This is a genomic window from Bradyrhizobium sp. JR4.1 (assembly GCF_040548605.1).
Classification (GTDB): Bacteria; Pseudomonadota; Alphaproteobacteria; order Rhizobiales; family Xanthobacteraceae; genus Bradyrhizobium; species Bradyrhizobium canariense.
In genome coordinates this window covers 212,411-238,261 of sequence record NZ_JBEPRY010000007.1, presented here as the reverse complement: position 1 = coordinate 238,261, position 25,851 = coordinate 212,411, and the positions used below count along the sequence as shown (strand labels likewise).

At 63.3% G+C, this 25,851-nt stretch carries 24 protein-coding genes; 11 read left to right on the top strand and 13 right to left on the bottom strand.

Going from position 1 to position 25,851, the window contains the following annotated elements:
- Window positions 1–57: 57 nt before the first annotated feature.
- Both nhaD and ABIB90_RS17655 read right to left on the bottom strand, forming a co-directional pair.
- The gene (gene nhaD, locus ABIB90_RS17660; RefSeq protein WP_354161077.1) at window positions 58–1,335 is read right to left on the bottom strand and encodes a sodium:proton antiporter NhaD; all 1,278 of its coding nucleotides are present in this window, start codon (window positions 1,333–1,335) and stop codon (window positions 58–60) included.
- A gap of 22 nt (window positions 1,336–1,357) precedes the next feature.
- Window positions 1,358–2,230 (bottom strand): NAD(P)-dependent oxidoreductase, encoded by an 873-nt coding sequence (locus ABIB90_RS17655; protein WP_354161080.1) that lies wholly within the window; start codon window positions 2,228–2,230, stop codon window positions 1,358–1,360.
- A gap of 182 nt (window positions 2,231–2,412) precedes the next feature.
- On the opposite strand from ABIB90_RS17655, the gene ABIB90_RS17650 reads away from it, so the two are divergent.
- The 5 genes from ABIB90_RS17650 (at window position 2,413) to ABIB90_RS17630 (ending at window position 6,992) form a co-directional block, all read left to right on the top strand.
- A complete protein-coding gene (locus ABIB90_RS17650) occupies window positions 2,413–2,850 on the top strand; it encodes a VOC family protein (protein WP_354161083.1) in 438 nt (145 codons plus the stop codon).
- A gap of 53 nt (window positions 2,851–2,903) precedes the next feature.
- Window positions 2,904–4,046: an Mrp/NBP35 family ATP-binding protein gene (locus tag ABIB90_RS17645; RefSeq protein ID WP_354161086.1), complete on the top strand. Its 1,143-nt coding sequence runs from the start codon at window positions 2,904–2,906 to the stop codon at window positions 4,044–4,046.
- A gap of 217 nt (window positions 4,047–4,263) precedes the next feature.
- Complete coding sequence (locus ABIB90_RS17640; protein ID WP_007592593.1) at window positions 4,264–5,355, top strand: TRAP transporter substrate-binding protein; 1,092 nt, start codon at window positions 4,264–4,266, stop codon at window positions 5,353–5,355.
- Between the two features lie 411 nt (window positions 5,356–5,766).
- Window positions 5,767–6,117, top strand: coding sequence for a YunG family protein (locus tag ABIB90_RS17635; RefSeq protein WP_354161090.1), 351 nt, complete (start codon window positions 5,767–5,769; stop codon window positions 6,115–6,117).
- A 122-nt stretch (window positions 6,118–6,239) separates the two neighbouring features.
- Complete coding sequence (locus tag ABIB90_RS17630) at window positions 6,240–6,992, top strand: molybdate ABC transporter substrate-binding protein (protein ID WP_007592588.1); 753 nt, start codon at window positions 6,240–6,242, stop codon at window positions 6,990–6,992.
- Between the two features lie 179 nt (window positions 6,993–7,171).
- On the opposite strand, the gene ABIB90_RS17625 is transcribed toward ABIB90_RS17630, so the two are convergent.
- Entirely contained in the window at window positions 7,172–8,236 is a 1,065-nt protein-coding gene (locus tag ABIB90_RS17625; RefSeq protein WP_354161096.1) for an alpha/beta fold hydrolase, read from the bottom strand.
- A 316-nt stretch (window positions 8,237–8,552) separates the two neighbouring features.
- Here ABIB90_RS17625 and ABIB90_RS17620 point away from each other — a divergent pair, with 316 nt between their 5' ends.
- Together ABIB90_RS17620 and ABIB90_RS17615 are read left to right on the top strand one after the other, a co-directional pair.
- Complete coding sequence (locus ABIB90_RS17620) at window positions 8,553–9,227, top strand: response regulator (protein WP_354161099.1); 675 nt, start codon at window positions 8,553–8,555, stop codon at window positions 9,225–9,227.
- 1 nt (window position 9,228) lies between these two features.
- Window positions 9,229–10,638, top strand: a complete 1,410-nt coding sequence (locus tag ABIB90_RS17615) for a sensor histidine kinase (protein ID WP_007592580.1) — start codon at window positions 9,229–9,231, stop codon at window positions 10,636–10,638.
- 165 nt (window positions 10,639–10,803) lie between these two features.
- Here ABIB90_RS17615 and ABIB90_RS17610 read toward each other — a convergent pair whose 3' ends face one another.
- The gene (locus ABIB90_RS17610) at window positions 10,804–12,105 is read right to left on the bottom strand and encodes a M20/M25/M40 family metallo-hydrolase (protein ID WP_354201169.1); all 1,302 of its coding nucleotides are present in this window, start codon (window positions 12,103–12,105) and stop codon (window positions 10,804–10,806) included.
- Window positions 12,106–12,384: 279 nt separating this feature from the next.
- Between ABIB90_RS17610 and ABIB90_RS17605 the strand changes: the two genes are divergently transcribed.
- Window positions 12,385–13,473: a TRAP transporter substrate-binding protein gene (locus ABIB90_RS17605; protein ID WP_354161106.1), complete on the top strand. Its 1,089-nt coding sequence runs from the start codon at window positions 12,385–12,387 to the stop codon at window positions 13,471–13,473.
- A 77-nt stretch (window positions 13,474–13,550) separates the two neighbouring features.
- On the opposite strand, the gene ABIB90_RS17600 is transcribed toward ABIB90_RS17605, so the two are convergent.
- The 5 genes from ABIB90_RS17600 to ABIB90_RS17580 all read right to left on the bottom strand — a co-directional run bounded on the left by ABIB90_RS17600 (window position 13,551) and on the right by ABIB90_RS17580 (window position 18,454).
- Window positions 13,551–15,206 (bottom strand): TRAP transporter large permease, encoded by a 1,656-nt coding sequence (locus tag ABIB90_RS17600; RefSeq protein WP_354161109.1) that lies wholly within the window; start codon window positions 15,204–15,206, stop codon window positions 13,551–13,553.
- A gap of 27 nt (window positions 15,207–15,233) precedes the next feature.
- On the bottom strand, window positions 15,234–15,815 hold the full coding sequence (locus tag ABIB90_RS17595; protein ID WP_354161112.1) for a TRAP transporter small permease subunit: 582 nt from the start codon (window positions 15,813–15,815) through the stop codon (window positions 15,234–15,236).
- 169 nt (window positions 15,816–15,984) lie between these two features.
- Window positions 15,985–17,019: a GTP 3',8-cyclase MoaA gene (gene moaA / locus ABIB90_RS17590; protein ID WP_354161115.1), complete on the bottom strand. Its 1,035-nt coding sequence runs from the start codon at window positions 17,017–17,019 to the stop codon at window positions 15,985–15,987.
- 108 nt (window positions 17,020–17,127) lie between these two features.
- Window positions 17,128–17,628 carry a hypothetical protein gene (locus ABIB90_RS17585; RefSeq protein ID WP_354161118.1) on the bottom strand — a complete coding sequence of 167 codons (501 nt, stop codon included), beginning with the start codon at window positions 17,626–17,628 and terminating at the stop codon, window positions 17,128–17,130.
- A 136-nt stretch (window positions 17,629–17,764) separates the two neighbouring features.
- A complete protein-coding gene (locus ABIB90_RS17580; RefSeq protein ID WP_354127838.1) occupies window positions 17,765–18,454 on the bottom strand; it encodes an HAD-IA family hydrolase in 690 nt (229 codons plus the stop codon).
- 175 nt (window positions 18,455–18,629) lie between these two features.
- Between ABIB90_RS17580 and rpiA the strand changes: the two genes are divergently transcribed.
- The 3 genes from rpiA to gor are packed head-to-tail and all read left to right on the top strand — an operon-like array spanning window position 18,630 to window position 21,308.
- Window positions 18,630–19,343 carry a ribose-5-phosphate isomerase RpiA gene (gene rpiA / locus ABIB90_RS17575; RefSeq protein WP_219682536.1) on the top strand — a complete coding sequence of 238 codons (714 nt, stop codon included), beginning with the start codon at window positions 18,630–18,632 and terminating at the stop codon, window positions 19,341–19,343.
- A 2-nt stretch (window positions 19,344–19,345) separates the two neighbouring features.
- Window positions 19,346–19,864 carry a DUF2059 domain-containing protein gene (locus ABIB90_RS17570; protein WP_354161122.1) on the top strand — a complete coding sequence of 173 codons (519 nt, stop codon included), beginning with the start codon at window positions 19,346–19,348 and terminating at the stop codon, window positions 19,862–19,864.
- Window positions 19,865–19,919: 55 nt separating this feature from the next.
- Window positions 19,920–21,308: a glutathione-disulfide reductase gene (gene gor, locus ABIB90_RS17565; RefSeq protein ID WP_354161125.1), complete on the top strand. Its 1,389-nt coding sequence runs from the start codon at window positions 19,920–19,922 to the stop codon at window positions 21,306–21,308.
- Between the two features lie 9 nt (window positions 21,309–21,317).
- Here the strand turns inward: gor and ABIB90_RS17560 are convergent, their stop codons facing one another.
- The 4 genes from ABIB90_RS17560 to ABIB90_RS17545 form a co-directional block, all read right to left on the bottom strand.
- Window positions 21,318–22,457, bottom strand: coding sequence for a hypothetical protein (locus ABIB90_RS17560; protein ID WP_354161128.1), 1,140 nt, complete (start codon window positions 22,455–22,457; stop codon window positions 21,318–21,320).
- A gap of 587 nt (window positions 22,458–23,044) precedes the next feature.
- Window positions 23,045–24,268, bottom strand: a complete 1,224-nt coding sequence (locus tag ABIB90_RS17555; protein ID WP_354161131.1) for a carboxylate-amine ligase — start codon at window positions 24,266–24,268, stop codon at window positions 23,045–23,047.
- Window positions 24,269–24,289: 21 nt separating this feature from the next.
- Window positions 24,290–25,117 carry a class II glutamine amidotransferase gene (locus ABIB90_RS17550; protein ID WP_354161134.1) on the bottom strand — a complete coding sequence of 276 codons (828 nt, stop codon included), beginning with the start codon at window positions 25,115–25,117 and terminating at the stop codon, window positions 24,290–24,292.
- 92 nt (window positions 25,118–25,209) lie between these two features.
- Window positions 25,210–25,836, bottom strand: coding sequence for an FMN-binding negative transcriptional regulator (locus tag ABIB90_RS17545; protein WP_354161137.1), 627 nt, complete (start codon window positions 25,834–25,836; stop codon window positions 25,210–25,212).
- Window positions 25,837–25,851: the final 15 nt, after the last annotated feature.

Below are 25,851 nucleotides of genomic sequence, written 5' to 3'. Positions count from 1 at the left end.
TAAGGAGCTAAAGAATTACGTTAACCCGGCGTTAATTTTGGATCCGGCGTCAGCCGCTCAATGCAGCGCGGCGTGCTGTGCGATGTACACCACTGCTCCCGCCAGATAGCCGGCGAGCGCCGGGAGGGCGATGCGACGGGCGTACCAGAGGAACTCGATGCGCTCGAGCCCCATGGCGGCGACGCCCGCGGCCGAGCCGATGATCAGGATCGAACCGCCGGTGCCGGCGCAATAGGCGATGAACTCCCAGAGGAAGCTGTCGGGTGGATAATGCGCCAGGTCGTACATTCCCATCGTCGCGGCGACCAGCGGCACGTTGTCGATGACTGCGCTGAGCAGCCCGAGCACGATCACGATGATGTCCTGTCGGCCGATCGCGGTGTCCAGCCATTTGGCCAGCATGGAGAGCAGGCCGGCATGTTCGAGGCAGGCGACCGCGAGCAAGATGCCGAGGAAGAACACGATCGAGCCCATGTCGATCCGCGTCAGCGCATTCGCCAGCGTGAGCGGACCGCGGACGTGCTCATCCTTATTGCGATGAACGATCTCGCCGACCAACCACACGATGCCAAGCCCGAGCAGGACGCCCATGAACGGCGGCAGGTGCGTGACCGTCTTGAAGGCGGGCACCGCAATCAGCACGCCGAGTCCGAGATAGAACATCACGTTCCGCTCGAACGGATCGACGCCCTGCAATCCGTCCTCTTTCGGCGGCGGTGCGATGGTCTTGCCCTTGAGCGAAAAGCTGATGAATGCGAGCGGCACCAGCAGGTTCAGCAGCGAGGGCAGGAACACCCCGCCCATGATTTTTAGGGGCGAAATCTGTCCGCCGATCCACAGCATGGTCGTGGTGACGTCGCCGATCACGGTCCATGCACCACCGGCATTTGCGGCGATGACGATGAGTGAGGCGAACAGCAAGCGGTCGTCGCGCTTGGCGATCAACCGCTGGATCAGCGAGACCATGACGATGGTGGTGGTCAGATTGTCGAGGATTGCGCTGAGGAAGAAGGTCACGAAGCCAATCAGCCATATCAGACGGACCTGACTGGTCGTGCTGATGCGGGAGGTGATGACCTCGAAACCGTCATGGGCGTCGATGACCTCGACGATGGTCATCGCGCCAACCAGGAAGAACACGATCTGCGCGGTGGCGGCGACGGACTCGTCAAGCTGACGGCCGACCAGCGTGTGGTCGCCGGTCGCGAGCGCGTAGATTGTCCAGAGCACGCCCGCGCCGAGTAGCGCAGACGCGCTCTTGTTCACCCCGATCGGATGCTCAAGCGCGATCGCCGCATAGGCGAGGACGAAGATTGCGGCGAGTGCGATCAGCAAGGCAGGATCACTTCGTCAGGTGTCAGCGATTAAGGCGCGCGAGCAGGCTCGACGTATCCCAGCGCTTGCCGCCCATCTTCTCGACCTCGGCGTAGAACTGGTCGACCAGCGCGGTCACGGGCAGGTTGGCGCCGTTGCGGCGGGCTTCAGCCAGTGAGATCGAGAGATCCTTGCGCATCCATTCGACCGCGAAGCCGAAATCGTACTTGTCCTCGTTCATGGTCTTGTAGCGGTTCTCCATCTGCCAGGACTGCGCGGCGCCCTTTGAGATGGTTTCGATCACGGCGGCGACGTCGAGGCCACTCTTCTTGGCGAAGTGAATACCCTCGGAGAGGCCCTGGACGAGGCCGGCGATGCAGATCTGGTTGACCATTTTGGTCAGCTGGCCGGAGCCGGCGGGCCCCAGCAATTTGCACATCCGCGCATAGGCGCCCGTGATGATCGGCTCGGCACCCGCATAGGCGTCCTGCGTGCCGCCGCACATCACCGTCAGCACGCCGTTCTCGGCGCCGGCCTGGCCGCCGGACACGGGTGCGTCGATGAACTTGAAGCCGGCCTTGGTCGCGGCAGCATCAAGCTCACGCGCGACCTCGGCGGAAGCGGTGGTGTGGTCGACGAAGGTCGCACCCTTCTTCATGCCGGCAAACGCGCCGTGGGCACCGATCGTGACCGCGCGCAGATCGTTGTCGTTGCCGACGCAGCACATCACGAAATCCTGGCCCTCGGCCGCGGCCTTCGGGGTCGCCGCGGTCTTGCCGCCGATCTTGTCCGCCCACTCCTTCGCCTTGGCCGCGGTGCGGTTATAGACGGTGACCTCATGGCCCCCTTTTTTCACGAGGTGTCCGGCCATGGGGAAGCCCATCACGCCGAGACCGAGGAAAGCGACTTTAGCCATCTGTGGTACCTTGTCCGTAGTTTGGGTTTTACGGTTCTTGCCGGGCGAGGGGCGCCCGGTTCCGCCATTGCGGCAGATCGGCCGCACCATAAACCCTTGAGGCCGGAGGGCAACGGCTTCGTTTGGCCCCTGCCTGTGCTAGGATGGCGGACTTAAGGACTTCAAAAAATTGGAGCGAAGGCATGGGCGGCGTAAGCGTGGGCGTGCTCGATCATTTCAACATCCGGACCCGGAATCTGGCCGAGACCGTCCGCTTCTACGAGGACGTGCTGGGCCTGGAAAAAGGCCCCCGGCCGAATTTCGCCTTCCCCGGCGCCTGGATGTACAGCGAGGGTAAACCGGTGGTGCACCTGGTCGATATTTCTCCGACTGCCGAGCCACAAAAGCCGGATTCCGGCGTTGTCCACCACGTCGCCTTCGCCAGCCGCGGCTTTGACGGCATGAAACAGCGGCTGGCCTCAAAGGGGATGAAGTTCGACTCCCGCCAGGTGCCCGGCGGCGAACTCTGGCAGATCTTCGTCCATGACCCGAACGGGGTCATGATCGAGCTGAACTACGAAGCGGCCCTGGAGCAGGGCGCCGCGCCCGCCGAGATGGCTGACGATATCGGCAGGCAGTAGCCTTTTGGGCGTTTCCGCTCTAATGGGGCATCTTGAATTCTAGGAGATGCGCTTTGAGCGTGACGCAGCAACAGGTTCTCGACAGCCTCGCCAGGATCAAGTCGCCCCGCGGGGTTGCGCTCACCAATGCCAATGTGCTGAGCGCGATCAGCGCGGCCGACGGCAAGGTGTTCTTCTCGATCAATGTCGATGCCGCCGAGGCGCGCGCCTGGGAATCCGTCCGAGCCGAGGCCGAGGCCGCTGTGCGCGCCATTCCCGGCGTCACCACCGTCATGGTGGCGTTGACCGCCGAGCGCAAGGCCGGCGCGGCACCACCACCGCCGCCAACTCCCAGCCGCGGCGCGCCGGGCGTGCAGCCGGTCCATGCCCACAAGCCGCCGCCGCAGGGCGGCGCCCAATCGCCGATGGCGCGGCAGTCCGAGATTCCGGGCGTCGCGGCCGTGATCGCGGTTGCCTCGGGCAAGGGCGGCGTCGGCAAGTCCACCACTGCTCTCAATCTTGCGCTGGGCCTGCGCGATCTGGGCCTCAAGGTCGGGCTGCTCGATGCCGACATCTACGGCCCCTCGGTGCCGCGGCTGACGGGCCTGCATGAGAAGCCGGAGCTGGATGGCGACCGCAAGATGATTCCGCTCAGGCGCTTTGGCCTGGCCATCATGTCGATCGGCTTCCTGGTGGAGGAAGAGACGGCGATGATCTGGCGCGGGCCGATGGTGATGTCGGCGGTGACGCAGATGTTGCGCGACGTCGCATGGGGCCAGCTCGACGTTCTCGTCGTCGACATGCCGCCAGGGACCGGCGATGCCCAGCTCACGCTGGCGCAGAACGTCCCTTTGAAAGGCGCCGTGATCGTTTCGACCCCGCAGGACCTGTCGCTGATCGACGCAAGGCGGGGGCTTGCGATGTTCAAGAAGGTCAACGTGCCCGTACTCGGCATCGTCGAGAACATGAGCTATTTCCAGTGCCCGCAATGCGGCACCAAATCCGACATTTTCGGCCATGGCGGCGCGCGTCACGAGGCCGAGAAGCTCGGGGTACCGTTCCTGGGCGAGATCCCCCTGCACATGGCGATTCGCGCCACCTCGGATGCGGGCACGCCCGTGGTCGACAGCGAGCCGGACGGTCCTCATGCGGCGATCTACCGCGCCATCGCGGGACAGGTTCGGGACCAGCTCAAGGGCGTCATCGCCGCCGCCTGAGCGGACCCAGTCAATCCCTTCAAACCAATACCCTGGGGACATGCGACTTTCGTAGAGCCCTGTCATGCCAATGTCGCGTTTCGAAAGCAGGGCTTCCGTGTTAAAGGCCCACGGCAGTCAAGCCCCTTCGGTTCGACGCGGCCCAAGAACGCGTCGCCGGAATGAGCGGCAGCAAAGAGGAAGTTAGGGGAAACGCCCCAACAAGGAGAGACTGAAGATGAAGCGTCGTGATTTTCTGAAAGTGTCGGCAGCCGGCGCGGCGGCGACCGCCGCGGTGGCCTCGCCGGCAATCGCGCAGTCCTCGCCCGAGATCAAGTGGCGCCTGACATCGAGCTTCCCGAAGTCGCTCGACACCATCTATGGCGGTGCCGAGCAGATGGCGAAGTACGTCGCCGAGATGACTGACAACAAGTTTCAGATCCAGGTCTTCCAGGCGGGTGAAATCGTCCCGGGCCTGCAGGCGCTGGATGCGACCCAGAAGGGCACCGTCGAGATGTGCCACACGGTGTCGTATTACTACGTCGGCAAGGACCCGACCTTCGCGATCTTCGCGTCGGTGCCATTCGGTCTGAACGCACGCCAGCAGAATTCCTGGCTCTACCAGGGCGGCGGCAACGAGCTCGCCAACGAGTTCTTCAAGAAGTCGAACGTGATGGGTTTCCCCTGCGGCAACACCGGCACCCAGATGGGCGGCTGGTTCCGCAAGGAAATCAAGACCGTTGCCGACCTCTCGGGCCTCAAGATGCGCATCGGCGGCATTGCCGGCCAGGTGCTCCAGAAAGTCGGCGTGGTACCGCAGCAGCTCGCCGGCGGCGACATCTATCCGTCGCTGGAGAAGGGCACCATCGACGCGGCCGAGTGGGTCGGTCCCTACGATGACGAGAAGCTCGGCTTCGCCAAGGTCGCCAAGTACTACTACTACCCGGGTTTCTGGGAAGGTGGTCCGACCGTTCACGCCTTCGCCAACATCGACAAGTGGAACGAGCTGCCGAAGAACTACCAGGCGATCCTCACCAACGCGACCGTCAACACCAACACCTGGATGGCCGCGCGCTACGACATGGTGAACCCCGGCGCCCTGAAGCGTCTGGTCGCCGGCGGAACGCAGCTTCGCCCGTTCACCAATGAAGTTCTGGAAGCCTGTCTCAAGGCCACCAACGAATTGTGGGGCGAGATCTCGGCCAAGAATCCCGACTTCAAGAAGTCGATCGACGCCATGCAGGCCTACCGCTCCGACGAATATCTGTGGTGGCAGGTCGCCGAATACACCTACGACAGCTTCATGATCCGCTCGCGCACCCGCGGCTGATCTTCGAACAAGTCGCAAGACGACACGCCCGGTCTCGTTCGCGAGGCCGGGCTTTTCTTTGGGGCGACGCGGTCGGAATAGGCGAGGCCGATGCCGCCGAGCGGCGGTGTCGCCGGGGGACGGGCGGCGCCTCCAACAAAAAATCTGAAAAACAACCCCATGCACAGTAGACGAGGGTTGAGAGGACAAGGCGTTGCGAGTGCAGCCAACAGCTTGATGCGATGGAGCTAATTGGGAGGCAGGCCCGAGCATCGCGCGGTCGATGGCAACTTTGCATTTTGGGAGCGAAAGCGGGAGGCGCACCAAGCGCGTGCTTCAGCGAGACCGTTTGACTCGTCGGGCAAAACAGTGGCATAAAGGCATTATCGCAAAATCCGAAATGAGCGCCTCGGCGGCTGGCCTGGGTTGACGATGAGCTTCGATCCCGATGAGGTTCAAAGCGCGCTGCGCAAGGCCTGGTCGTCGTCGACATCAAGCCAATGGACGGTAGACAATCCAGCCGCAGGGCAATGCAACGTCACCGCGTTACTGATTCACGAACTGTTCGGCGGCAAGCTGCTGAAGACGCCGCTGCCGGCCGGCGACCATTTCTACAATCGGATCGGAGGCGAGAGGTACGACTTCACGGCGAGCCAGTTCGATCGGCCGATCGCCTACATGGACGTGCTGACGGATCGGGCCGACGCAGAGCTGGGTGCAGCACACGATCAGTTGGCGGAACTTAGGGCCGCTTTCCGGGTGCACTGTCCGCACTCGGACTAGGGTGTGTCTTCATAAACGTCGGCTTGCCAACGCAAAGCGGACATTAGGGGGTGGACCTGAAACAACGTAGCGCCCACCTGCGATCAAAGCGCTCAGTTGAGCTTAAGCTCTTGGAGGGTCATATGAGGACGCGTTCTTTCGCGGCAGTAGGTATCCTGGCAGGTATGATGCTGTCGTCGGCCGCGAACGCAGCTGAGTTGAGGGTGCTGGCCGGCGGTGCCATGACAGCGGTGTGGTCGGTTCTAAAGCCGAACTTCGAGCAAACTTCAGGCCACAAGCTTGACGTCTTCTTCGGCACCACACCGAACCTGATCAAGGAAGCGACGTCCGGCAAGCCGTTCGATGTCGGCGTCGTGCCGGTCGAGGTAATGAGGGACGCCGCCGCGCGATCACACTTCGCAGCCGGGCCGACGCTGGACATAGCTCGCGTTGGCCTCGGTGTCGCGGTTCGCGACGGTGCGCCGAAGCCCAACATCTCCACGCCCGACGCGTTTAAAGCTGCCTTGCTTAACGCGGAATCGGTCGCCTCGATTCCGGAAAGCGCAACCGGCTATTCAATCGCGAAGGTATTCGAGCGTCTCGACATCACCGAGCCGATGAAAGCCAAGATGAAAGCGCAGCCGACCCCCGCACAGGTCGTCGCTGTAGTCGCCAACGGAGAGGCTGAACTAGCGCTATTCCTGATGAACGTCTTGACGGCACCGGGTTTGGATGTGGTTGGACCTTTCCCCGCTGACTTGCAGCAGGATGTCGTATTCACGGCCGCGCTCGGTGCGGGCACAAAGGAAGCGGCAGCCGCGAAGGCGCTCCTCGATTACCTGAAAACGCCGGACGCCGTATCGGTGATCAAGGGCAAAGGTATGACGCCGGGGTAACAATCAGCCGTTTCGTCACGCAACGACGTTCTGATCAACAGCGGATGCTTTAAAAAGCGGGCCGCTGGCGCATGTCGGCTGACGCCAACGTCCTAGCATCGCCGAAGGACCGCTTTTCAGGAGCATCGTACGAAGCAGGTCAGGGCCAAATAGGTGACATTCGACTTTCCTCGCGCTCGTCAGGCGCCGGAAGTCTCTCGCGACTGCTGTACGCCCGGACCTTCACTCCCATGGGTCAACACGGCCTCGGCAGCAGCTTCGTCGATGGCCGCCATTACCTGAGCGGTTGCGGAATGATGAATCATGTGTCCCGCGCCGTCGATCCGGCGCAATTTGCTCTGCTTGATCTCGCCATGCAGCCTGACCGACTGCTTGATATCGATCATACGATCGCCCTGGCCCGCGATAATGATCGTGGGCATCTTGAGTTCTGCATAAGTCTTCGAACCCGAGAATGCGGCAGGGATCAACATCGTCGCTTCAGCGGCTGTGGCCCGCATCTGTGATGGGCGGAGCGCCATTTCTTTCGGAAAGCCCGTGAACTTGTTCGGGACCGGCCGGGGCCCAAACAACTTGCGCAACGTCGCGGGCCACATCATCCGACCGGCTAGCGGCGAAATCGTGGAGCTGATGAGGTCCCCGAGCACCGGTAGGGCGGACAGCACTGACGCGGCGCTGTCCGAGCGGGGAGTCGGGAAATAATAGCCCGAGGCCAGCACGAGAGCCTGCACGAACGAAGGATGTCTTGTCGCCAGCGCAACCGCAACCGCAACCGACGCTCCCCACGAATGGCCAAGGACGATCGCTTGAGAGACGCCGAGCTGATCGAGCGCCTTCTTGAACAGGTCCGCCTGGGCATCCGGAGTCCAGACGACGTGCCTCGGCCGCGAGCTATGCCCAAAACCGGGGCGATCGAACACCATAACCCTGTAGTTCTCGGCTGCGAGATCGATCAATCCACTCGAGTCGAAATCCTGGACCAGGCTGCCATTGCCGTGAAACAAAACCAGCGGCTTGCCCCTGCCGCGTTCCAAATAGTGCAGGCGAACCCCCTCGACATCGATGAACCGACCCTGCGGAGGATTATCGCGTTGCGCTTTGTTCGCGAGCCGCCGATTTACGATTGCGGTAGCCGCAATGAGGGTACCTGCGGCAGCAAACGCGGCGACGCCCGGACGTCGCGTGATGGCGGTCAAGCAATCGGATAGAAGGGAGCTGGAACGTGTTCGTCGTGCAAGGCGCATGTGCATTACCTTAGGTGGTCTGCACGACGCCCCATCAAATGAGAAATGTTGCAGCTGAGTTGAACGGTTCGCCGGGGTGTTCGTTCCTTGGCAGGATCGATGCGGCGCCGGCGGCGGGGCCCAAGGGGGCAAACGTCCGCGCCATCCGCGACCTCATCCGCAGGTGCCCTGATTGGCTTACAGGAACCTGACGGAAGGGAGCGGCGCCCCGCCGGGAAGTGCTTTTTCGCTGGCCGAGATGCCCCGGATGGTGGAAGACAGCGAAGATGCGGCGCGAGCCGTGCGGTGATACCGGAACATCCCGCGGGAAAATGCGATGCGCCTTCTGATCGTCGAGGACAATGCCGAGCTGTCACGGCTCGTTGCCGGCGGGCTGTCGACGGCCGGCTATGAGAGCGACATCGTCGGCAGCGCCGCCGAGGCGCGCGAAGCCGTGAGCAGTGTCAGCTATGCCGCGATGATCCTGGACCTCGGACTACCCGACGGCGATGGCCTGTCGGTGCTGCGCGAGCTGCGCCGGCAGATGGAGCCCTTGCCGGTGCTGGTGCTGACCGCGCGCGGCGGCTTGCAGGACCGCGTCAGCGGACTGCGCAGCGGCGCCGACGACTATCTCGCCAAACCGTTCGCGATGGAGGAACTGGTGGCGCGGCTGGAGGCGATCCTGCGCCGTCCGGGCCAGTTGCTCGGCCGCTCGCTGCGCCTCGCCAACCTCGTCTATGACACCGAAAGCCGTCAGATCTTCGTCGACGACCAGCCGCGCATCATCTCCGCGCGCGAGACCTCGGTGCTTGAGATCCTGCTGCGCCGGCAGGGCAGGGTGGTGCCGAAGAAGAACGTCGAGGACCACATCTTCGGTCTCGACGGCGAAGTCGCCTCCAATGCGGTCGAGGTCTACGTCTCGCGGTTGCGCAAGCAGCTCGCCGAGCACGGCGCCAAGGTCGTGATCCACACCATCCGTGGCGTCGGCTATCTCATGGCCGAGGAGAAATAGCGTGGCCCGGATCGGATCTCACGCCGGATTCCGGGCCGGAATCCATGCGAGGTCGCCAACGTTCAAATCGCTGATCTGGCGCATCGTGTTCCTGCACATCGTGGCGGTCGCGGTGGTCGCGATCTTCCTGCCGCTGGTGCTGTTCTGGCTGCTCAATTCCGAGATCGACCAGTTGCATCGCGATGCCATGCGCGCGCAGGCCGAGGTGTTGGCCGAGCGCATCGTCGCCCAGCCCGACGGGCTGTTGACGTTCAACCTGCCGGACAGTCTCAAGGGCCTTTATTCGGAAGCCTATGGCCGCTACCAGTACGACATTCGCGATGCCGAGGGGAATCTCCTGTTCTCGTCGCGGCGCAAGACCGGCACTGCCACGGCCGCGCCTCCGCCGCTCTCCGAAACGATTTCCGGCGCCGGCGTCACTCGCATCATCGACGGCAAGGTGATGCGCATTCGCGTCGCGGAGGACCTCGCGCACCGCGACGTCATCATCGATGACATTGTCTCGAACTTCTTCCGGCGGGTCGGGTGGATCACGATTCCAATCCTGCTGGTCCTGCTCGCCATCGACATCATCATCTTTCGCCGCGCCGTCGCGCCGCTGTGGAAGGCCTCCGAGGAGGCAAGCAATATCGGCCCGGCGCGCACCGACATCCGCCTGCCGACGGAGCAGATTCCGCGCGAGATCATGCCGCTCGTCACCGCCGTCAACCAGGCGCTCGACCGCCTCGAGGACGGCTTTCGGGTGCAGCGGCAGTTCACCGCCGACGCCGCGCACCAATTGCGTACGCCGCTCGCGATATTGCGCACGCGCATCGAGACGCTCGGCGACGGCGCCGCAAGGCAGGCGCTGCATGCCGACATCGAGGGCATGAGCCGCATCGTCGCGCAGCTGCTGGAGATCGCCGAGCTCGACACGCTGGTGCTCGATCCCGGCGAGACCGCGGATTTGCGCGCGGTCTGCGCCGAGGTGGTCGGTTCGATCGCGCCGCTCGCGATCGCGCAGCACAAGGATATCGCGCTTAGGGGCAGCGAGGCGCCGGTGCTGATCCACGGCAATTCGGTGATGCTCCAGCGCGCGATCTTCAACCTTGCCGAAAACGCCATCAAGTTCACGGCAAAGGATACGTCGGTCGATGTCGATGTGAGCGAGAACGGTGCGGTGCGCGTGCGCGATTGCGGACCGGGAATTGCGGAAGCCGAGCGTGAATTGATCTTCCACCGCTTCTGGCGCGCCGACCGCCAGCGCAGCGACGGCGCCGGCCTCGGGCTCTCGATCGTGCGCGCGGTGGCGGATGATCACGCGGCGACGGTCGCGGTGGAGAATCTTCCGGGCGGCGGCGCGCAGTTCACGCTGCGGTTCAGGCTGGCGGAGAAGCGGGGCGACGTTGATTTGAACGCAGTGCGGCACTGACGCTGCACCCTCGCCCCTTGTGGGAGAGGGTGGCTCGCCGCGACAGCGGCGAGCCGGGTGAGGGGTCTCTCTCCGCGAGTCCGACTGCGAGTTGAATGCGCGGAGGCAACCCCTCATCCGGCGCTTCGCGCCACCTTCTCCCACAAGGGGAGAAGGAAGAGAGCGCTATTTCAGCTTGCCGGTGGACAGATCCATGATCATGCGCGTGGTCAGATAAAGGCGCGGCACGATGCTGTCGAGTTTGACATATTCGGCGTCGTTGGAATGCGCGCCGAAACCCGACAGGCCCATGCCTTCGACCACGGCTCCGCTGGTCTTCAGCGCGGCAAACGCGGCATCGGTGCCGCCGCCGGTCGCCTTCTCGTCGACCTTGAGGGGCAGTCCGATCTCCCCATAGATGGTCTTGCCGTGGGCCGCGACGCGGCGCGAGGCGTCGTTGGCCTCCAGCGGCGGGCGACGCACCTCGAATTTGAGCGCGACCTTGGAGTCGGGCAGCAGGTGATTTTTGATCTTCTCCTGAAGTGTTTTCTCCAGCTCGCCGAAATCGGCAACCTTGAGTGCGCGCGCATCGGCCTGGGCCGTGGCCTCCGCGGGGATGACGTTGCGGTTGGTACCGGCCTTGGAGACCGTCCAGTTTAGTTTCAGGCCCTGCTCCGGTTTGGACAGGTCCTTCATCTGCAGCAGCTGGTGCGAGAGTTCGTACAGCGCATTGACGCCGCCCTCGGGCCGCGAGCCTGCATGCGACGACTTGCCCTGCACCGTGAGATAGGCCGAGCCGATGCCGCTGGTGGCCAGCCGCAGCGTGCCGTCGGTGCCGCCGCCTTCAAACGAGAACACCACATCCTGATCCGCGGCGAAGCTGGTGATGGTGCTGCGCCAACCGGGCGATGAGATCTCCTCGTCGCCATTGGTGAGCACCGTCAGCGTGCCGTAATCCCGGAAGCTCAGCTTCTGCAGCAACGCTACGGTGTGAAGAATGAGCGCGACGCCCTGCTTGTCGTCGGCAATGCCGAGGCCGTAGGCCTTGTCGCCGTCGATGCGGAACGGTTGATCCTTCAGCATGCCCTTCAGGTACACGGTGTCCATGTGGGCGATCAGCATGATCTTCTTGCTGCCTGTGCCCTTGAATACGGCGTGTACGGCCGGGCCGATCTTCTCGGGTGTGTCGTCGAGGCGATAGACGTCGGTGGGCTGCAGGATCTCCACCGTGCCGCCGAGCTGCTTGAGCTGGCCGGCAACGCGCTCGGCGATCTGATTCAAGCCTTCGACATCCTTGCTGCCGGATTCGATGCTGACGAGATCGCGCAGCGTGTCGAGCAGCGGCTGCTGCTCCTTTTGCGCCAGCGCATGGACGTCGGCCACGACATTCGCACTGGGCTCCGCATGCGCCGGCATTGCCGCACATGCCAGCCAGAGCGACGCGATCAACGGAGCAACGAGCGATGGAGCAGGGTGGGATCGAGACATTCGTGGCGGCCCTAGGTTGGGGGGATGGCGCGGTATGCCCGTGTTTCCGGCGCTTGTCACGCGCCCGGGGCACCCGGCATGCCCGGCCGAGGCGGACGTGATGGGAAGGGCCAGGGCGCCGGCCGCCTAAGCCTAAAGTCGTAGGATCGGATGGCGTGGGAGCTGAGCATTTTTGTCCCTCACATCGTGAGGGATGGAAATCGGACGACACTTGTTCCATGCTGGCCCCCAAGCCTCGGCAAGAAGGCCCACCGTCACAATCCATCAGGGTAGGAAATCATGAAAAGACGAGATTTTATCAAGGTCACCGGGCTTGGTGCGGCGGGTGTCGCCACGCTCGCCGCTCCAGCGATCGCGCAGACGACGCCCGAGATCAAATGGCGCATGCCGACGAGCTGGCCGAAATCACTCGATACGCTCTATGGCGGCGCCGAGATGATGGCCAAGATGGTCGCGGAAGCGACCGACAACAAATTTCAGATTCAGACATTTGCCGGCGGCGAGATCGTGCCGGGCCTTCAGGTGCTCGATGCCGTGCAGAACGGCACCTGCGAAATCGGCCACACCGCGTCCTACTATTATTTCGGTAAGGACCCGACCTTTACTTTCGGCTCGGCTGTGCCGTTCGGACCGAACATGCGCATCAACCAGGCCTGGTACATGCTGGGCGGCGGCAGGGACATCCTCAACGAGTTCTACAAGAAGTACAACGTCGTCTCGCTGCTTGCTGGCAACACCGGCTGTCAGATGGGCGGCTGGTTTCGTAAGGAGGTCAAGACGCCTCAGGACTTCAACGGGTTGAAATTCCGCATCGGCGGCTTCGCCGGAAAAGTGATGGCCAAGCTCGGCGCGGTGCCACAGCAGATCGCCGGTGGCGACATTTATCCTGCGCTGGAGAAGGGCACCATCGACGCCGCCGAATGGGTCGGCCCCTATGACGACGAGAAGCTCGGCTTCGTCAAGGTCGCGCCGCATTATTACTTCCCGGGCTGGTGGGAAGGCGGGCCCATGCTGCTCGCCTTCGTCAACCAGGACAAATGGAACGCGCTGCCGAAGCACTATCAGAGCATCCTCGAGCAGGCGGGACACTACGCCAACAACTGGATGATGGCGAAGTATGACCAGTCCAATCCGCCGGCGTTGCGACGCTTGCTCGCGGCCGGCGCCAAGCTGCATCCGTTCTCGCCGGAGGTCATGCAAGCCTGCTTCAAGGCGGCAAAGGAGCTGCACACCGAAGTCTCGGCCAGCAACGCGGACTTCAAGAAGGTTTACGAATCGCTGACCGCGTTCTCGAACAACGGATATCAGTGGTTCCAGGTTGCCGAAGTCGGCTATGACAACTTCATGGCGCGCAACTCGCAGAGCTGATCGCAGAGCGCACGATCGGCCCAGACAAAAAACCCGGAGCGCAAGCTCCGGGTTCTTTTTTGCGGGTGGGCCGGGCGCTATTGCTTCGGCTGGCCGAAGTCGAGCGGCGGCAGATCGATCTGGGGAATCTCGATCTTGATGCTGTTGGGATCGACGGTGGACTGCACGCCCTTGTAGTGCATCACCATCGACGGGAACATGATCACCAGAAGCACCATGATCATCTGGATGACGACGAACGGCACCGCACCCCAATAGATCTGTCCCGTCGTGACCGGCTCCATGCGCTTGCCGGTCACGCGATCGGTATAACGTTCCTTCGGCGCGACCGAGCGCAAATAGAACAGCGCAAATCCGAACGGCGGATGCATGAACGACGTCTGCATGTTGACGCCGAGGATGACGCCGAACCAGATCAGGTCGATGCCGAGATGCTCGGCCGCGGGCCCGAGCAGCGGGATCACGATGAAGGCAAGCTCGAAGAAATCGAGGAAGAACGCCAGCACGAACACGAAGGCGTTGACGAAGATCAGGAACCCGATCTGGCCGCCGGGCAGGGAGGTCAGCAGGTGCTCGACCCAGACGTGACCGCTGACGCCGTAGAAAGTGAGCGAGAACACGCGCGCGCCGACCAGGATGAAGACGACGAACGCGGACAGCTTCGCCGTCGATTCGGTGGCCTGACGGATCAGGTCCCATGTCAGTCGCCGCTTCGCGGCTCCGAGAATGAGGGCGCCGGCTGCACCCATGGCGCCGCCTTCGGTGGGCGTCGCGACACCGATGAAGATCGTGCCCAGCACCAGGAAGATCAGGAACAGCGGCGGCACCATGACGAAGGTGGTCTGTTGCGCCATCTTCGAGAGGAAACGGAAGCCCGTCAGCTTGTCGATGGCCCAGTTCGCGATGGCGACGAAGAACGCGAAGAGGATGCCGAAGAACATGCTGAGCACGACGAAGTCGGCGCCGTGTGTCTCCGAATTCCGCATCATGAACCAGCCGAACACACAGCTCGCCAGGAACAGCACGCCGAGCGACTTCAGGCCGCGGTCGCCGCTCTCCTCGCGGAAGCCGATCGCTTCTTTGGGAAGACCCGGCGCCGCCTTCGGGAAAATCATGGTGACGAGGAACGCGTAACCCGCATAGAGGCCGGCGAGCACCAGGCCCGGAATGAACGCGCCCTCATACATGTCGCCGACCGACTTGCCGAGCTGGTCGGCCATCACGATCAGGACGAGCGAGGGCGGAATGATCTGCGCCAGCGTGCCGGAGGCCGCGATGATGCCGGTCGCCACGCGGCGGTCGTAGCCGTAACGCAGCATGATCGGCAGCGAGATCAGGCCCATCGAGATCACCGACGCCGCCACGACGCCGGTGGTCGCCGCAAGCAGCGCGCCGACGAACACCACCGCGTAGGCGAGGCCGCCGCGGATGGTGCCGAACAACTGACCGATGGTGTCGAGCAGATCCTCGGCCATGCCGGAGCGCTCGAGCACCAGTCCCATGAAGGTGAAGAAGGGAATGGCGAGCAGCGTGTCGTTGTTCATGACCCCGTAGACGCGCTCCGGCAGCGCCTGGAGAAAGTCCGGGTGGAATTGCCCGAGTTGAACGCCGATGATGGCGAAGAACAGGCCGACGGCGCCGAGCGAAAATGCCGCCGGGTAGCCGAGCAGCAGCACGACGACGAGCGTCGCGAACATGATAGGCGCCAGATTGGCGATAATAAACGCGGTCATGACTTCCCCCTAAACCGTCGCCAACGGCTACTTTTTTTCGATCGCTTCGACGAGGTGCTCGACCTCGGCCTCCAGTGCGGACACCTGCGACTCGTGTGGGTCCGGGATCATGCCGCGCATGATCGCAATTCGCTTGATCAGTTCGGAAATGCCTTGAACGAGCAGGAGGGCGAAGCCGATCATGATCAGCGCTTTTGCCGGCCATTGCGGCAGGCCGCCCGCATTGCCGGATTGCTCGTTGATCTGGAGCGAGCGCAGGAAGAACGGTACCCCGGTGACGATCATGACAATGGTCAGCGGGATCAGGAAGAAGATGTGGCCGATGATGTCGATGATGTTGCGAACCCGCTTCGGCATCATGCTGTTGAAGATGTCGATCCGGATGTGCTCGTTATCGAGCAGCGTCCACGACGAGCACAGCAGGAATACGATGCTGAAAAGCACCCATTGCAGCTCGAGCCACGAGTTGGAGGACGTGTCCAACGTCTTCCGAATGATCGCATTCAGCGCCGAGATGACGACGGCGAGCAGGATCAGCCAAGCCAGACGCTTGCCCGTCCAACGTGTGAACGCGTCAATTCCATTGCTCAGCTTCAGGAGCGCTTGCAAGATTGGTCCTCCCCGATTTGCCCCGGCCGTCTTGACTGCGCCGAGTGGCGCGTTGGCTTGTCTCGCCGCGCAGGCATGAGGCAGCCGCACCAAACCAGCGAGTTTGCCGCCAGTCAATCGGAAGTTTGTTGATAGTTAAGGGGAATAAGCCGCGGCCGGCCCGCCGATGCTAGCCGCCGGTGACGCTCATGTGCCTGGAGACGCTGGGGCGGTCGTGGCGGCGGTCGATGATGAAATCGTGGCCCTTGGGCTTCAGCCCAATGGCGCGGTCGATCGCATCCGCAAGCAGCGAATCGTCGTCCGATGCACGCAGAGGTTTGCGCAAATCGGAGGCATCCTCGTGGCCGAGGCAGGTGTGCAACGTTCCCGTGCAGGTGACGCGCACGCGGTTGCAGGATTCGCAGAAATTATGAGTCATCGGGGTGATGAAGCCGAGCTTGCCGCCGGTCTCGGCGACGCTGACATAGCGCGCCGGCCCGCCGGTGCTCTCGGCCAGATCGGTCAGCGTGAACTGCTGGGCGAGGCGCGCGCGCACCAGCGACAGCGGCAGGTATTGGTCGATTCGTCCGGATCCGATCTCGCCCATCGGCATGACCTCGATCAGCGTCAGCCCCATGCCCTTGCCGTGGGCCCAGCGCATCAGGTCGGGAAGCTCGTCCTCGTTGAGGTTCTTCAGCGCAACGGCATTGATCTTGACCGCGAGGCCCGCAGCGCGTGCCGCCTCGATACCTTCCAGCACTTTGTCGATCTCGCCCCACCGGGTGATCTCGCGAAACTTTTGTGGGTCGAGCGTGTCGAGCGAGACGTTGATGCGGCGGACGCCGCAATCGGCGAGTTCGCTCGCGTATTTCGCAAGCTGGGTGCCGTTGGTGGTCAGCGTCAGCTCGCCCAGCGCACCGCTCTCGAGATGCCGCGACAGCGAGCGCACCAATGTCATCACGTTGCGGCGGACCAGCGGTTCGCCGCCGGTGAGCCGCAGCTTCTTCACGCCCTTGGCAATGAAGGCCGAGCAGAGCCGGTCGAGTTCCTCCAGCGTCAGCAGGTCCGCCTTGGGCAGGAACGTCATGTCTTCCGACATGCAGTAGAAGCAGCGCAGGTCGCAGCGGTCGGTGACGGAGACGCGCAAATACGAAATGGTCCGTCCGAACGGATCGGTCATCGCGCTCGACAGCGCGGCGCGGGGGCTCGCGGAAAGTCCGTTCATACCAAATGCCTTGTCACTTGCGGCAACGCGAGCAGTTTTGCTTCAGCGGTGTCCTGGAAGCAATCTAAGCATCGAACGCGTCAGAGACAATTGGGGCGTTAGCGGAGGTCAGCGCTTGCCCGTGTTCGGATCGGGGAACGGCGAGCCCGCAGCCGGTGCGGCAGCAGCAGCCGGGGCGGTGGCGGGCGCCGCCGGTTTCGGCTTCTTCGGCCGGTGCGGCTTGCGGACCGGTTTCGGCGGAACGGCCGGCTGGAGCTCCGCGAAAACCGGGTTGGGGTCGGTGGTGACCGAGGCGGGCGTCGTGAAGTCGCCGGGGTTCTTGATGACGTTCACCGGCACGCTTACCGGCTGGTATTTCGGCAGCGCGAAAGCGACCGTGAAGGGGACGTCGGGGGCGGGAACCGATACGGAGCAGGGGGTCTTGCAGCCCTGTCCGAGCGAGGTCGTGGCGTCAGCACCCGCAGGATTGGATTCGAGCCGGACCTGGACGGTCGGCGGGGCCGATTTGAACATGTTCCAGGAAGTTGAAGACATCGAGGAGCAGCCGGCAAGGCTCGTTGCCCCGAGGACGCTCACTCCAGCTAATGCAAACGAGATGACACGACGCATGACATTCACCTAGTGCGGCGAACCGCCACACCCCGGACAAACTTAGGAGTGTCGTTCCGAGCGAGCAACCGGCGGGCCTCGCATAGTTAATAGATGGTTAACGCGGGATTTCTGCGGAATAATCAAGCTATCTCAGCTATTTGAGATCTGCCTGCGCAGTCATCAGGCTGCTGGCGGCTGCCGGCAGGTCGCGCATGTGATGGATCAGCCGGTCCGGCTTCAGCTCGGCGATCGGGACGTCCGTATAGCCGAAGCTGACCCCGATCACGGGAACTCCGGCGCGCCGGGCCACGCCGACATCGGGTCCGGCGTCGCCGACCATGATGCTGGCTTTGACCTCGCCGCCGGCCCGCGCCACCGTTTCGCGGAAAATGGTCGGATCGGGCTTTTGGACGCCAAAAGTGTCGGCGCCGCAGATCGCGGCGAAGCGTCGGCTCAGGTCGAGCTGGTCCAGCAGGCGCTTCGACAGCCATTCCAGCTTGTTGGTGCAGACCGCGAGACGATGGCCCTGGGCCGCAAAATGGTCGAGTGCGGCCTCCAGTCCCTCGAAGGGCCGGGATTCGACGGCGATATTGTCAGCGTAATAAGCGATGAAATCGGCCGTCATCCGGTCCATGTCGGCAACCGTGACGCTGCGGCCCTCGGCCTCCAGCCCCCGCTCGATCAGCTTGCGGGCGCCGGCGCCGATCATGTTGCGGGCCGAGGCCATCGGCACGGGCGGCAGCCCTTCGCGGTCGAGCACGTAATTGAGCGCGGTGATCAGGTCGGGCGCCGTATCCACAAGCGTGCCGTCGAGATCGAAGACGATGGTGTGGGGGGAGGTCATGGTCCAGCGCTACCGGCCCGGCCCCGCCCGCGCAAGGGCGGAAGCCATAAGATCACCTTATAAGGTGGGGCGGGAGGCCTGTTCCCCAGACCCTGTTCTCCGAGGGAAAACGAGGCTACACAGGCCGCCGCGAGCCTATAAGGCACGACACTCGTAATTCAGGGACGGCGCAAACGTGAATATGGACCAGTTGAAGCGGCAGGCTGCGGCGCGCGCCCTCGAGGACGTCCGTGACGGCATGCAGCTCGGGCTCGGCACCGGCTCGACCGCAAAACATTTCGTCGAGCTGCTCGGCGAGCGGGTCCGCGCTGGACTCAAAGTGATCGGCGTGCCGACCTCCGAGGCGACGCGCCTCGATGCAATCCGCTGCGGCGTGCCGCTGACCACGCTGGACGAGATCGACCATCTCGACATCACCGTCGACGGCGCCGACGAGATCGATCCCGAACTCAATCTGATCAAGGGCGGCGGCGGCGCGCTGTTGCGCGAGAAAATCGTGGCGGCCGCCTCGGATCGCATGATCGTGATTGCCGACGACACCAAATGGGTCCCGACACTTGGCCGCTTTCCGCTGCCGGTCGAAGTCATCCCGTTCGGGCTCGGCGCAACGCGGCGCGCGATCGAGAAGGCGTTTGCGGAATGCGGCGTTTCCGGGCAGATGGCGGTCCGCAACGGCAAGGACGGCCACGTTTTCGTCACCGATGGCGGCCACTGGATCGTCGATGCCCAGCTCGAAAAGATTGAGGATCCCGCCCGCCTTGCCACGGCGTTGAGCGCGATCCCCGGCGTCGTCGAGCATGGTTTGTTCATCGGCTTGGCCAGCTCGGCTGTTTTGGCGGGTGGCGAAGGAATTCGCGTGATTGAACGGCGAAAGCCGAAAGGAGACTAGGAATGAAGAGCGTTTTGAAATTGTTGCCGGTCGCGACTCTCGCTGTGGGACTGGCCCTCTCGGTCACCCCGGCCGGGGCCCAGCAGGCCGCGGCGCCGAAATCGTCGCCGGCCGCCGTCGCGGCCGCCAAGGAGATCCTGGCGATCAAGAACGCCAGTGCGATGTACGCCAACGCGGTGCCCGGCCTGGTCGAGAAGACCAAGATCGCGCTGATCCAGCAGAACCTGAACTACCAGAAGGACCTCACCGAGGTCGCCCAGATCGTCGCCCAGCAGCTCAAAGGCCGCGAGAGCGAAATCGGCGATGGCATGGCGCAGGTCTATGCCAGCGAGTTCACCGAGCAGGAGTTGAAGGATCTCGTCACCTTCTACAAGTCGCCGCTGGGCAAGAAGCTGATCGAGGCCGAGCCGCGCGCGATCGGGCTGAGCATGGCCTTCATGAACTCCTGGGCCCAGAACTTCTCCGAGACCGTGATGGGCAACTTCCGCGCCGAGATGCGCAAGCGTGGCAAGGAGATCTGACAGTTCCTATCTGATCAGAATCCGGATCATGTTCTGAAAGAGGTCGGAGTGGACAATGGCTGAATTCGACGTCGACCTCTTTGTCATCGGTGGCGGTTCGGGCGGCGTGCGTGCCGCCCGCATCGCGGCCGGCTACGGCGCCCGCGTCATGATCGCGGAAGAGTACCGCATGGGCGGGACCTGCGTGATCCGCGGCTGCGTACCGAAGAAGCTGTTCGTCATCGGCTCGCATTTCCGTCACGAGATCGAGGACGCCGCCGGCTTTGGCTGGACCGTTCCGCCTGCGACCTTCGACTGGCCGACGCTGATTGCCAACAAGGACAAGGAGATCGCGCGTCTGGAGGCGGCTTACACCGCCAATGTCGAGAAGTCAGGCGCGCAGATCGTCAAGAGCCGGGCGGTGATCGAGGACAAACACACGGTCCGCCTGCTCGAGAACGACCGGAAGATCACCGCAAAATACATTTTGATCGCCACCGGCGGCGCGCCCAATCACGGTGCTCCGATTCCCGGCATCGAGCACGTGATCTCCTCCAACGAGGCGTTTCACCTGACCAGGCTGCCGAAGCGGATCGTGATCCAGGGCGGCGGCTACATCGCGCTGGAGTTCGCCGGTATCTTCGCCGGCTTCGGCTCCGACGTCACAGTCATCTATCGCGGCGACAACATTCTTCGCGGGTTTGACGAGGATGTTCGCGCTCACGTCCGCGCCGAGATGGAGAAGCAGGGCATCACCATCCTCACCGGCTGCACGGTGACGAAGGTCGATCGGCACGGCGAGGAATTCACCACGCATCTGTCGAACGGATCGAGCCTTGCCTCCGACCAGGTGATGTTCGCGATCGGCCGCCATCCGGCGGTGGCCAATCTCGGCCTGGAGAAGGCCGGCGTCGCCATCAATCCGCGGAACGGCGGCATCGCCGTCGACCATTTCTCCAAGAGCTCGGTCGACAGCATCTATGCGATCGGCGACGTCACCCATCGCTTCAACCTGACGCCGGTCGCGATCCGCGAGGGCCATGCGTTCGCCGACACCGTGTTCGGCAAGCGCGAGGTGCAGGTGGATCACGCCAACATCCCGACGGCCGTGTTCTCGCAGCCGGAGGTCGGCACCGTCGGCCTCACCGAGACCGAGGCCCGCGCGCAATTCAGCCACGTCGACATTTACAAGACCACGTTCCGGCCCATCAAGGCGACGATGTCGGGCCGCGATACCCGCGTGCTGATGAAGCTCGTCGTCGACGGCGCCTCCGACCGCGTGCTAGGCTGTCACATCGTCGGCGATGCCGCGGCCGAGATCACTCAGGCGGTCGCGATTGCGGTGAAGATGAAGGCGACCAAGGCCGATTTCGATGCGACGATTGCGCTGCATCCGACCGCGGCCGAAGAGCTCGTCACCATGCGCACCCCGACCGCCCGCCACGTCCGCCAGGCGGCGGAGTAACCCCGGCGCTCAGCCGTAGAGGTACCCGACCGGCTTGCCCTCGGTGCGCAGAGGACGGATGTCCTTCTGCGTGATGATCTGACCGGCGAGGCCGTCGATCTCGTGTCTTTGCGTCGGCGTCCAGCTGCGGAGGTCGTTCATGCCTTTGAGAAGGCCGAGCCGAAGGACCTGCGTGTTCTCACCGATACCGACGAGGCTTGTGGCGTTCTTGCCTGCCGTCACCACGTCGCCGGCCGTGAGCTCAAAGGTCTCGCCAGTCTTGTTCCTGAATTCGGCCGTGCCGCGGATCACGCGGTAGATCACGACCTCGCCCTTGGCGAAACAGGTGGTGTCCGCCGCTGCCGACGTGCTCTTGGGCAACAGCGATTGGCCGCGCGGGTCGGTTGCGATGATGTGGCCGGCGACGAGATGACCGCTCGGCACTTCGATGCCGATGTCGCGCACATAGACCGGCATGGATGATTTGACCGGGCTGTCGGTGAGCGGCTTGAACAGCGCATCGAGCGCCAGCGGGTCCTGGAGCCAAAAGCCTGCGTCCGCAGGGCGATCATGCAGAGAGTGGCTCCACGCCACCCGTGGCGTCTCGTCTTCGTTGATCTGATCCGGGCCGACAATGGTCGGGTTTGGAAAGGTCGTCGGATCGGTGATGAAGGCTTCGAGGAATTTGCCGGAATAGCCCATGGAAATTGGATCCGGCGCCACCGTTTGTGGCGTCTTCAAATTCTCTTCGGTCGACAGTCCCGACCAAGTGTAGAACAGCTGGCGGTGCACGATCGCGCTTTGCAGCATCACCGCGCCGGGGCCGACATTGTAGAAGCGCCCGTCATAGTCGAAGGTGAACGCGCCCGAGGTGACCAGTACGAGCTGAAAGCCGCCCGGTGGCAGATGAAGATGGAAATCTGTCGGACCGGTGTCGGGCAGATAGATCGGCAGGTTGGTCGCGACCTCGTGCAGCAGGAAAGTTTCGTTGTTGGCGTGAAAGCCCTCGTTGGCGCGATTGTAGAGGGCCTGCGGCCGGTACGTCGCCTCGAACTTCGCATTCCGGTCGCGGTCGATCGCCACGAAATCCCGGTCGTTGAGGCGAAGGGGGGCGCCGTCCGGGCGGGTCAGGCCGGTGATTTTGAGATCGCCGGCGGCATGCACGTTCATGGCAGTCTCCGATTCTAGGCCGCTCACCCGGTCTCTCTCGGCGCACGCATCTTGCTGCTGCAATCAGGAGAGCAGGGGATCAGGCCTGATGCTGCCTTGCGAATTTTGGGCCAGTCGAGGAGCCAGGCGGCACGAAGGCTTCGCAACGAGCCGCCACGCGAAGAAAAATCGAGGTTGCACCTGAGGTTAGATGACACGCTTGACCAGCCTGCATGGCCGTGTTCGCGAAGTCTGCCAGCCCGGCGATGAGAGGTGTCTTGTCTATTTTGTCGGCATTCTGGCGCGGACGTGCAGCTGCGCCGATCAGGAGAAGTCGGCGGCCCGGTGTCCGAAGCCGTTCATTCGAAAGATCGACGGACGGTCCGCTCGGGCTTGCCGTACGGGCTGTCGGCCCACTTCGCCATGTCCGCCGCACGCGCCTCGATGAGCTCGCACCACAGGCAGCTGAGCTCCGCGCGCCCTTTGGCTGAGAGCATCGGAATGAGTCCATGGCCGCAGCCAGCGCAACATTTGATGCGATTCATGGTTCTCTCCGCCACCTTCCGAATTCAGGAGCGACATTGTTGCTCCCGAAGCTTGCGCGGGCGCTATGAGGGAGCAGCAACGCCTGCGGTCGAGACGCTCGTGCCCGAGATCGTCGCGTTTGCAATCCAGCGCGCCACCGCGGCGATGTCCGCATTGTCGCGGAAGGCGCGAAGCTGAAATTCCGCCGAGCTGCCGCGTTCGACGATGGTGCGACAGTGTTCGACCTCGGTGGCGCAGTTCAGCGCGGCCGCGTCCCCGGCGATGTCCTCGATCACGCGGGAGAGCAGCTCGGAGATCTCGACCGGCCCGTCCTTGGACGCAAAGATGCAATCGGTGCCGTAGCGCTGGGCGCGCCATTTGTTCTCCACCGCAATCGCGCGTTCGACCGCGGTGACCTCTTTCGAGAGATGAGGTCGGAGGTACAGATAGCGGGTGAGGCAGCGATAGAGCGAGGCAATGGCAACGGCGTCGTCGACGAAGGTGCAGGTGTCGGGCGCACGCAGCTCGAGGGTGGGGTGCTTCATCGAGGGGCGCATGGCCCACCAGATGTGGCTTTCATCGGGGATCACGCCGGAGCGCTGCAACGCGCCGACATATTCGTCGTATTCCTGGCGGCTCTCGAATAATTCGGGCAGGCCGGTGCGCGGCAGCTCGGAATAGGCGGCGAGCCGATAGCCCTTCAGCCCGGTCTTGTGTGAATTCCAGAATGGGGAGGAGGCCGACAGGGCGATGAACAAGGGCAGATGCGGCAGCGTCGCTCGCATCACCGCCATGCGCTTCTCGGGATCGGGCAACTGGACGTGCACGTGCATACCGCACATCAGGTTGCGGTGACCGATGCTGCGCAGATCCTCGATCATCTCCTCGTAGCGCGGCTTCGGGCTCGGCTGCGACATGCGCCAGACCGCGGTCGGATGCGTGCCGCAGGCCATGATCACGAAGCCGTATTGTGCTGCGACGTTTGCGACTTCGCGACGCAGGAAGCGAAGTTCTTCGCGCGCGTCGGCGACGTCGACATGAACGTTGGTGGCGACCTCGAGTTGCGACTGCAACATCTCCCGCATCGCCTGGCCGCCTGTCGACCAATTCGCAGATTCGAATAGCTCATTGGGGGTCTGGATCGCGACCTCCAGGCTGCGGCGATCGGCGAGGAAGTATTCCTCCTCAATACCGAACGAATATTCCGCAGCCTTGCCGCGTCCGCCGGCCGAGCGAATGACGAGGTGCTGCTTGCCTTCCGAGGAATCGAGTCGCAGCAGTTTCAAGACGTCTGACGCCAATGTCATCGTGCCACCCGACCAAGGTATTTACCCGCGGGCGATAATCCTTCTGGCAGGAGCGGGTTCCGCGTCGGCCTCACTGGAAATTGCAAGATCGAACGGAACAATTTTCGCGCTTTCGGACGCACGTGCGATCAGTGCGTGATTCGCGGGCACTTCCGTCCAGTCCGTTTCCTTGTCGAAAGGCTCGGACACGACGATGACCTGGCCGCCAGCCTCACGAAAATACAGTGTGTTGGCGGCATCGTTGACCGCAACCCGGAAGGCATAGAGATCCCGGCCGTTGGCGATGGCGCTGGTGAAGCGTAGCCGCTCCCGAAGCTCGCCTTCGTTGACGAGGCCGACAAGGGATCGCAGCACGCGATGCGTTGCGCCGAGCGGATCGGCGTCGAGACCCGCGCCCATCATGGCGAGAAATACGGCTTCCGAATCGGTCGTGCCTGTCCGCGAAGGATAGTAGGCGTCGGGGATCAGCGCCTCGACCTTGCGCCGCAGGCGATTCCAGCTGCCGACGAAACCGTTATGCATGAACATCCAGTGGCCGCAGGCAAAGGGATGACAGTTCTGCCGTGTCACCGCCGTGCCGGTGGCGGCGCGCACGTGGGCGAAGAAGAGGTGCGAGCGCAGATGTCGGCAGAGATAGCGGAGATTCTCGTCCGACCAGGCCGGGCGTGTTTCACGATAAAGCCCAGGCTCCGGATGCTCGCCGTACCAGCCGAGACCAAAACCGTCGCCATTCGAGCCGGCCGTCGACTGGAGCGAGCGGATGCTTTGCGCGATCAGCGAATGCTCGGGCTCGGTGACATAGGGCTCGAAAGACGTGGTCTCGCCACGGTATGCGATCCAGCGACACATGGGAATCCTGTCAGGAGATGCTTGCTGAAATGTATCAACGAACCTGACAGGAGGATGGTTCCCGACAGCGAGTGTCGGGAACCAAGTGGTCACTACACCGGCACCGGAATCAATGGAGCAACCTCGCGATCACCTGCGCTCTCGCTCAATGCGAGACCTTGCGCGACGCCGACCCGGTCGGCCTCGGGACGGTTCTGGCTCATCTTGCGCTTGCCTTCGAACCGCACGACGGGAATGCGCACGCCGACAATTCCACGCAATTGCGCGGCGATGAAATCCGCAGGGGCATCCGTCACGGCCCACGGCTTTGCACGCGATCCTTCGTGCCTGTTCGTGAGCCGCGTCACGACGTCGAGCAGGCGCTCGGGCTCCTGGAAGAATTCGACCGGGCCGTAGGCATGCACCGCGACGTAGTTCCAGGTCGGCACGACCTTTTCGGTCTCCTGCTTGGTCGCGTACCAGGACGGCGTCACATAGGCGTCGGGACCGCTGAAGATCGCCAGCGCATCTCCGATCGGCGGCAGTTTCCATTGCGGATTGGCTTTCGCCACATGTCCGTACAGCACGCCATGCTCGCCTTCGCTCTCATCGAGAAAGAGCGGCAGCGGTGTGGCGACCGGGCCTTCGGTGGTGGCCGTGACCAGACTGGCGAGGCGGGCGCCGCGAATGGTCGCCCGGATGCTCTCGATATCGTCCTTGAAGGCGGGAGGGATGTACATGGTCTATCTCCGGTG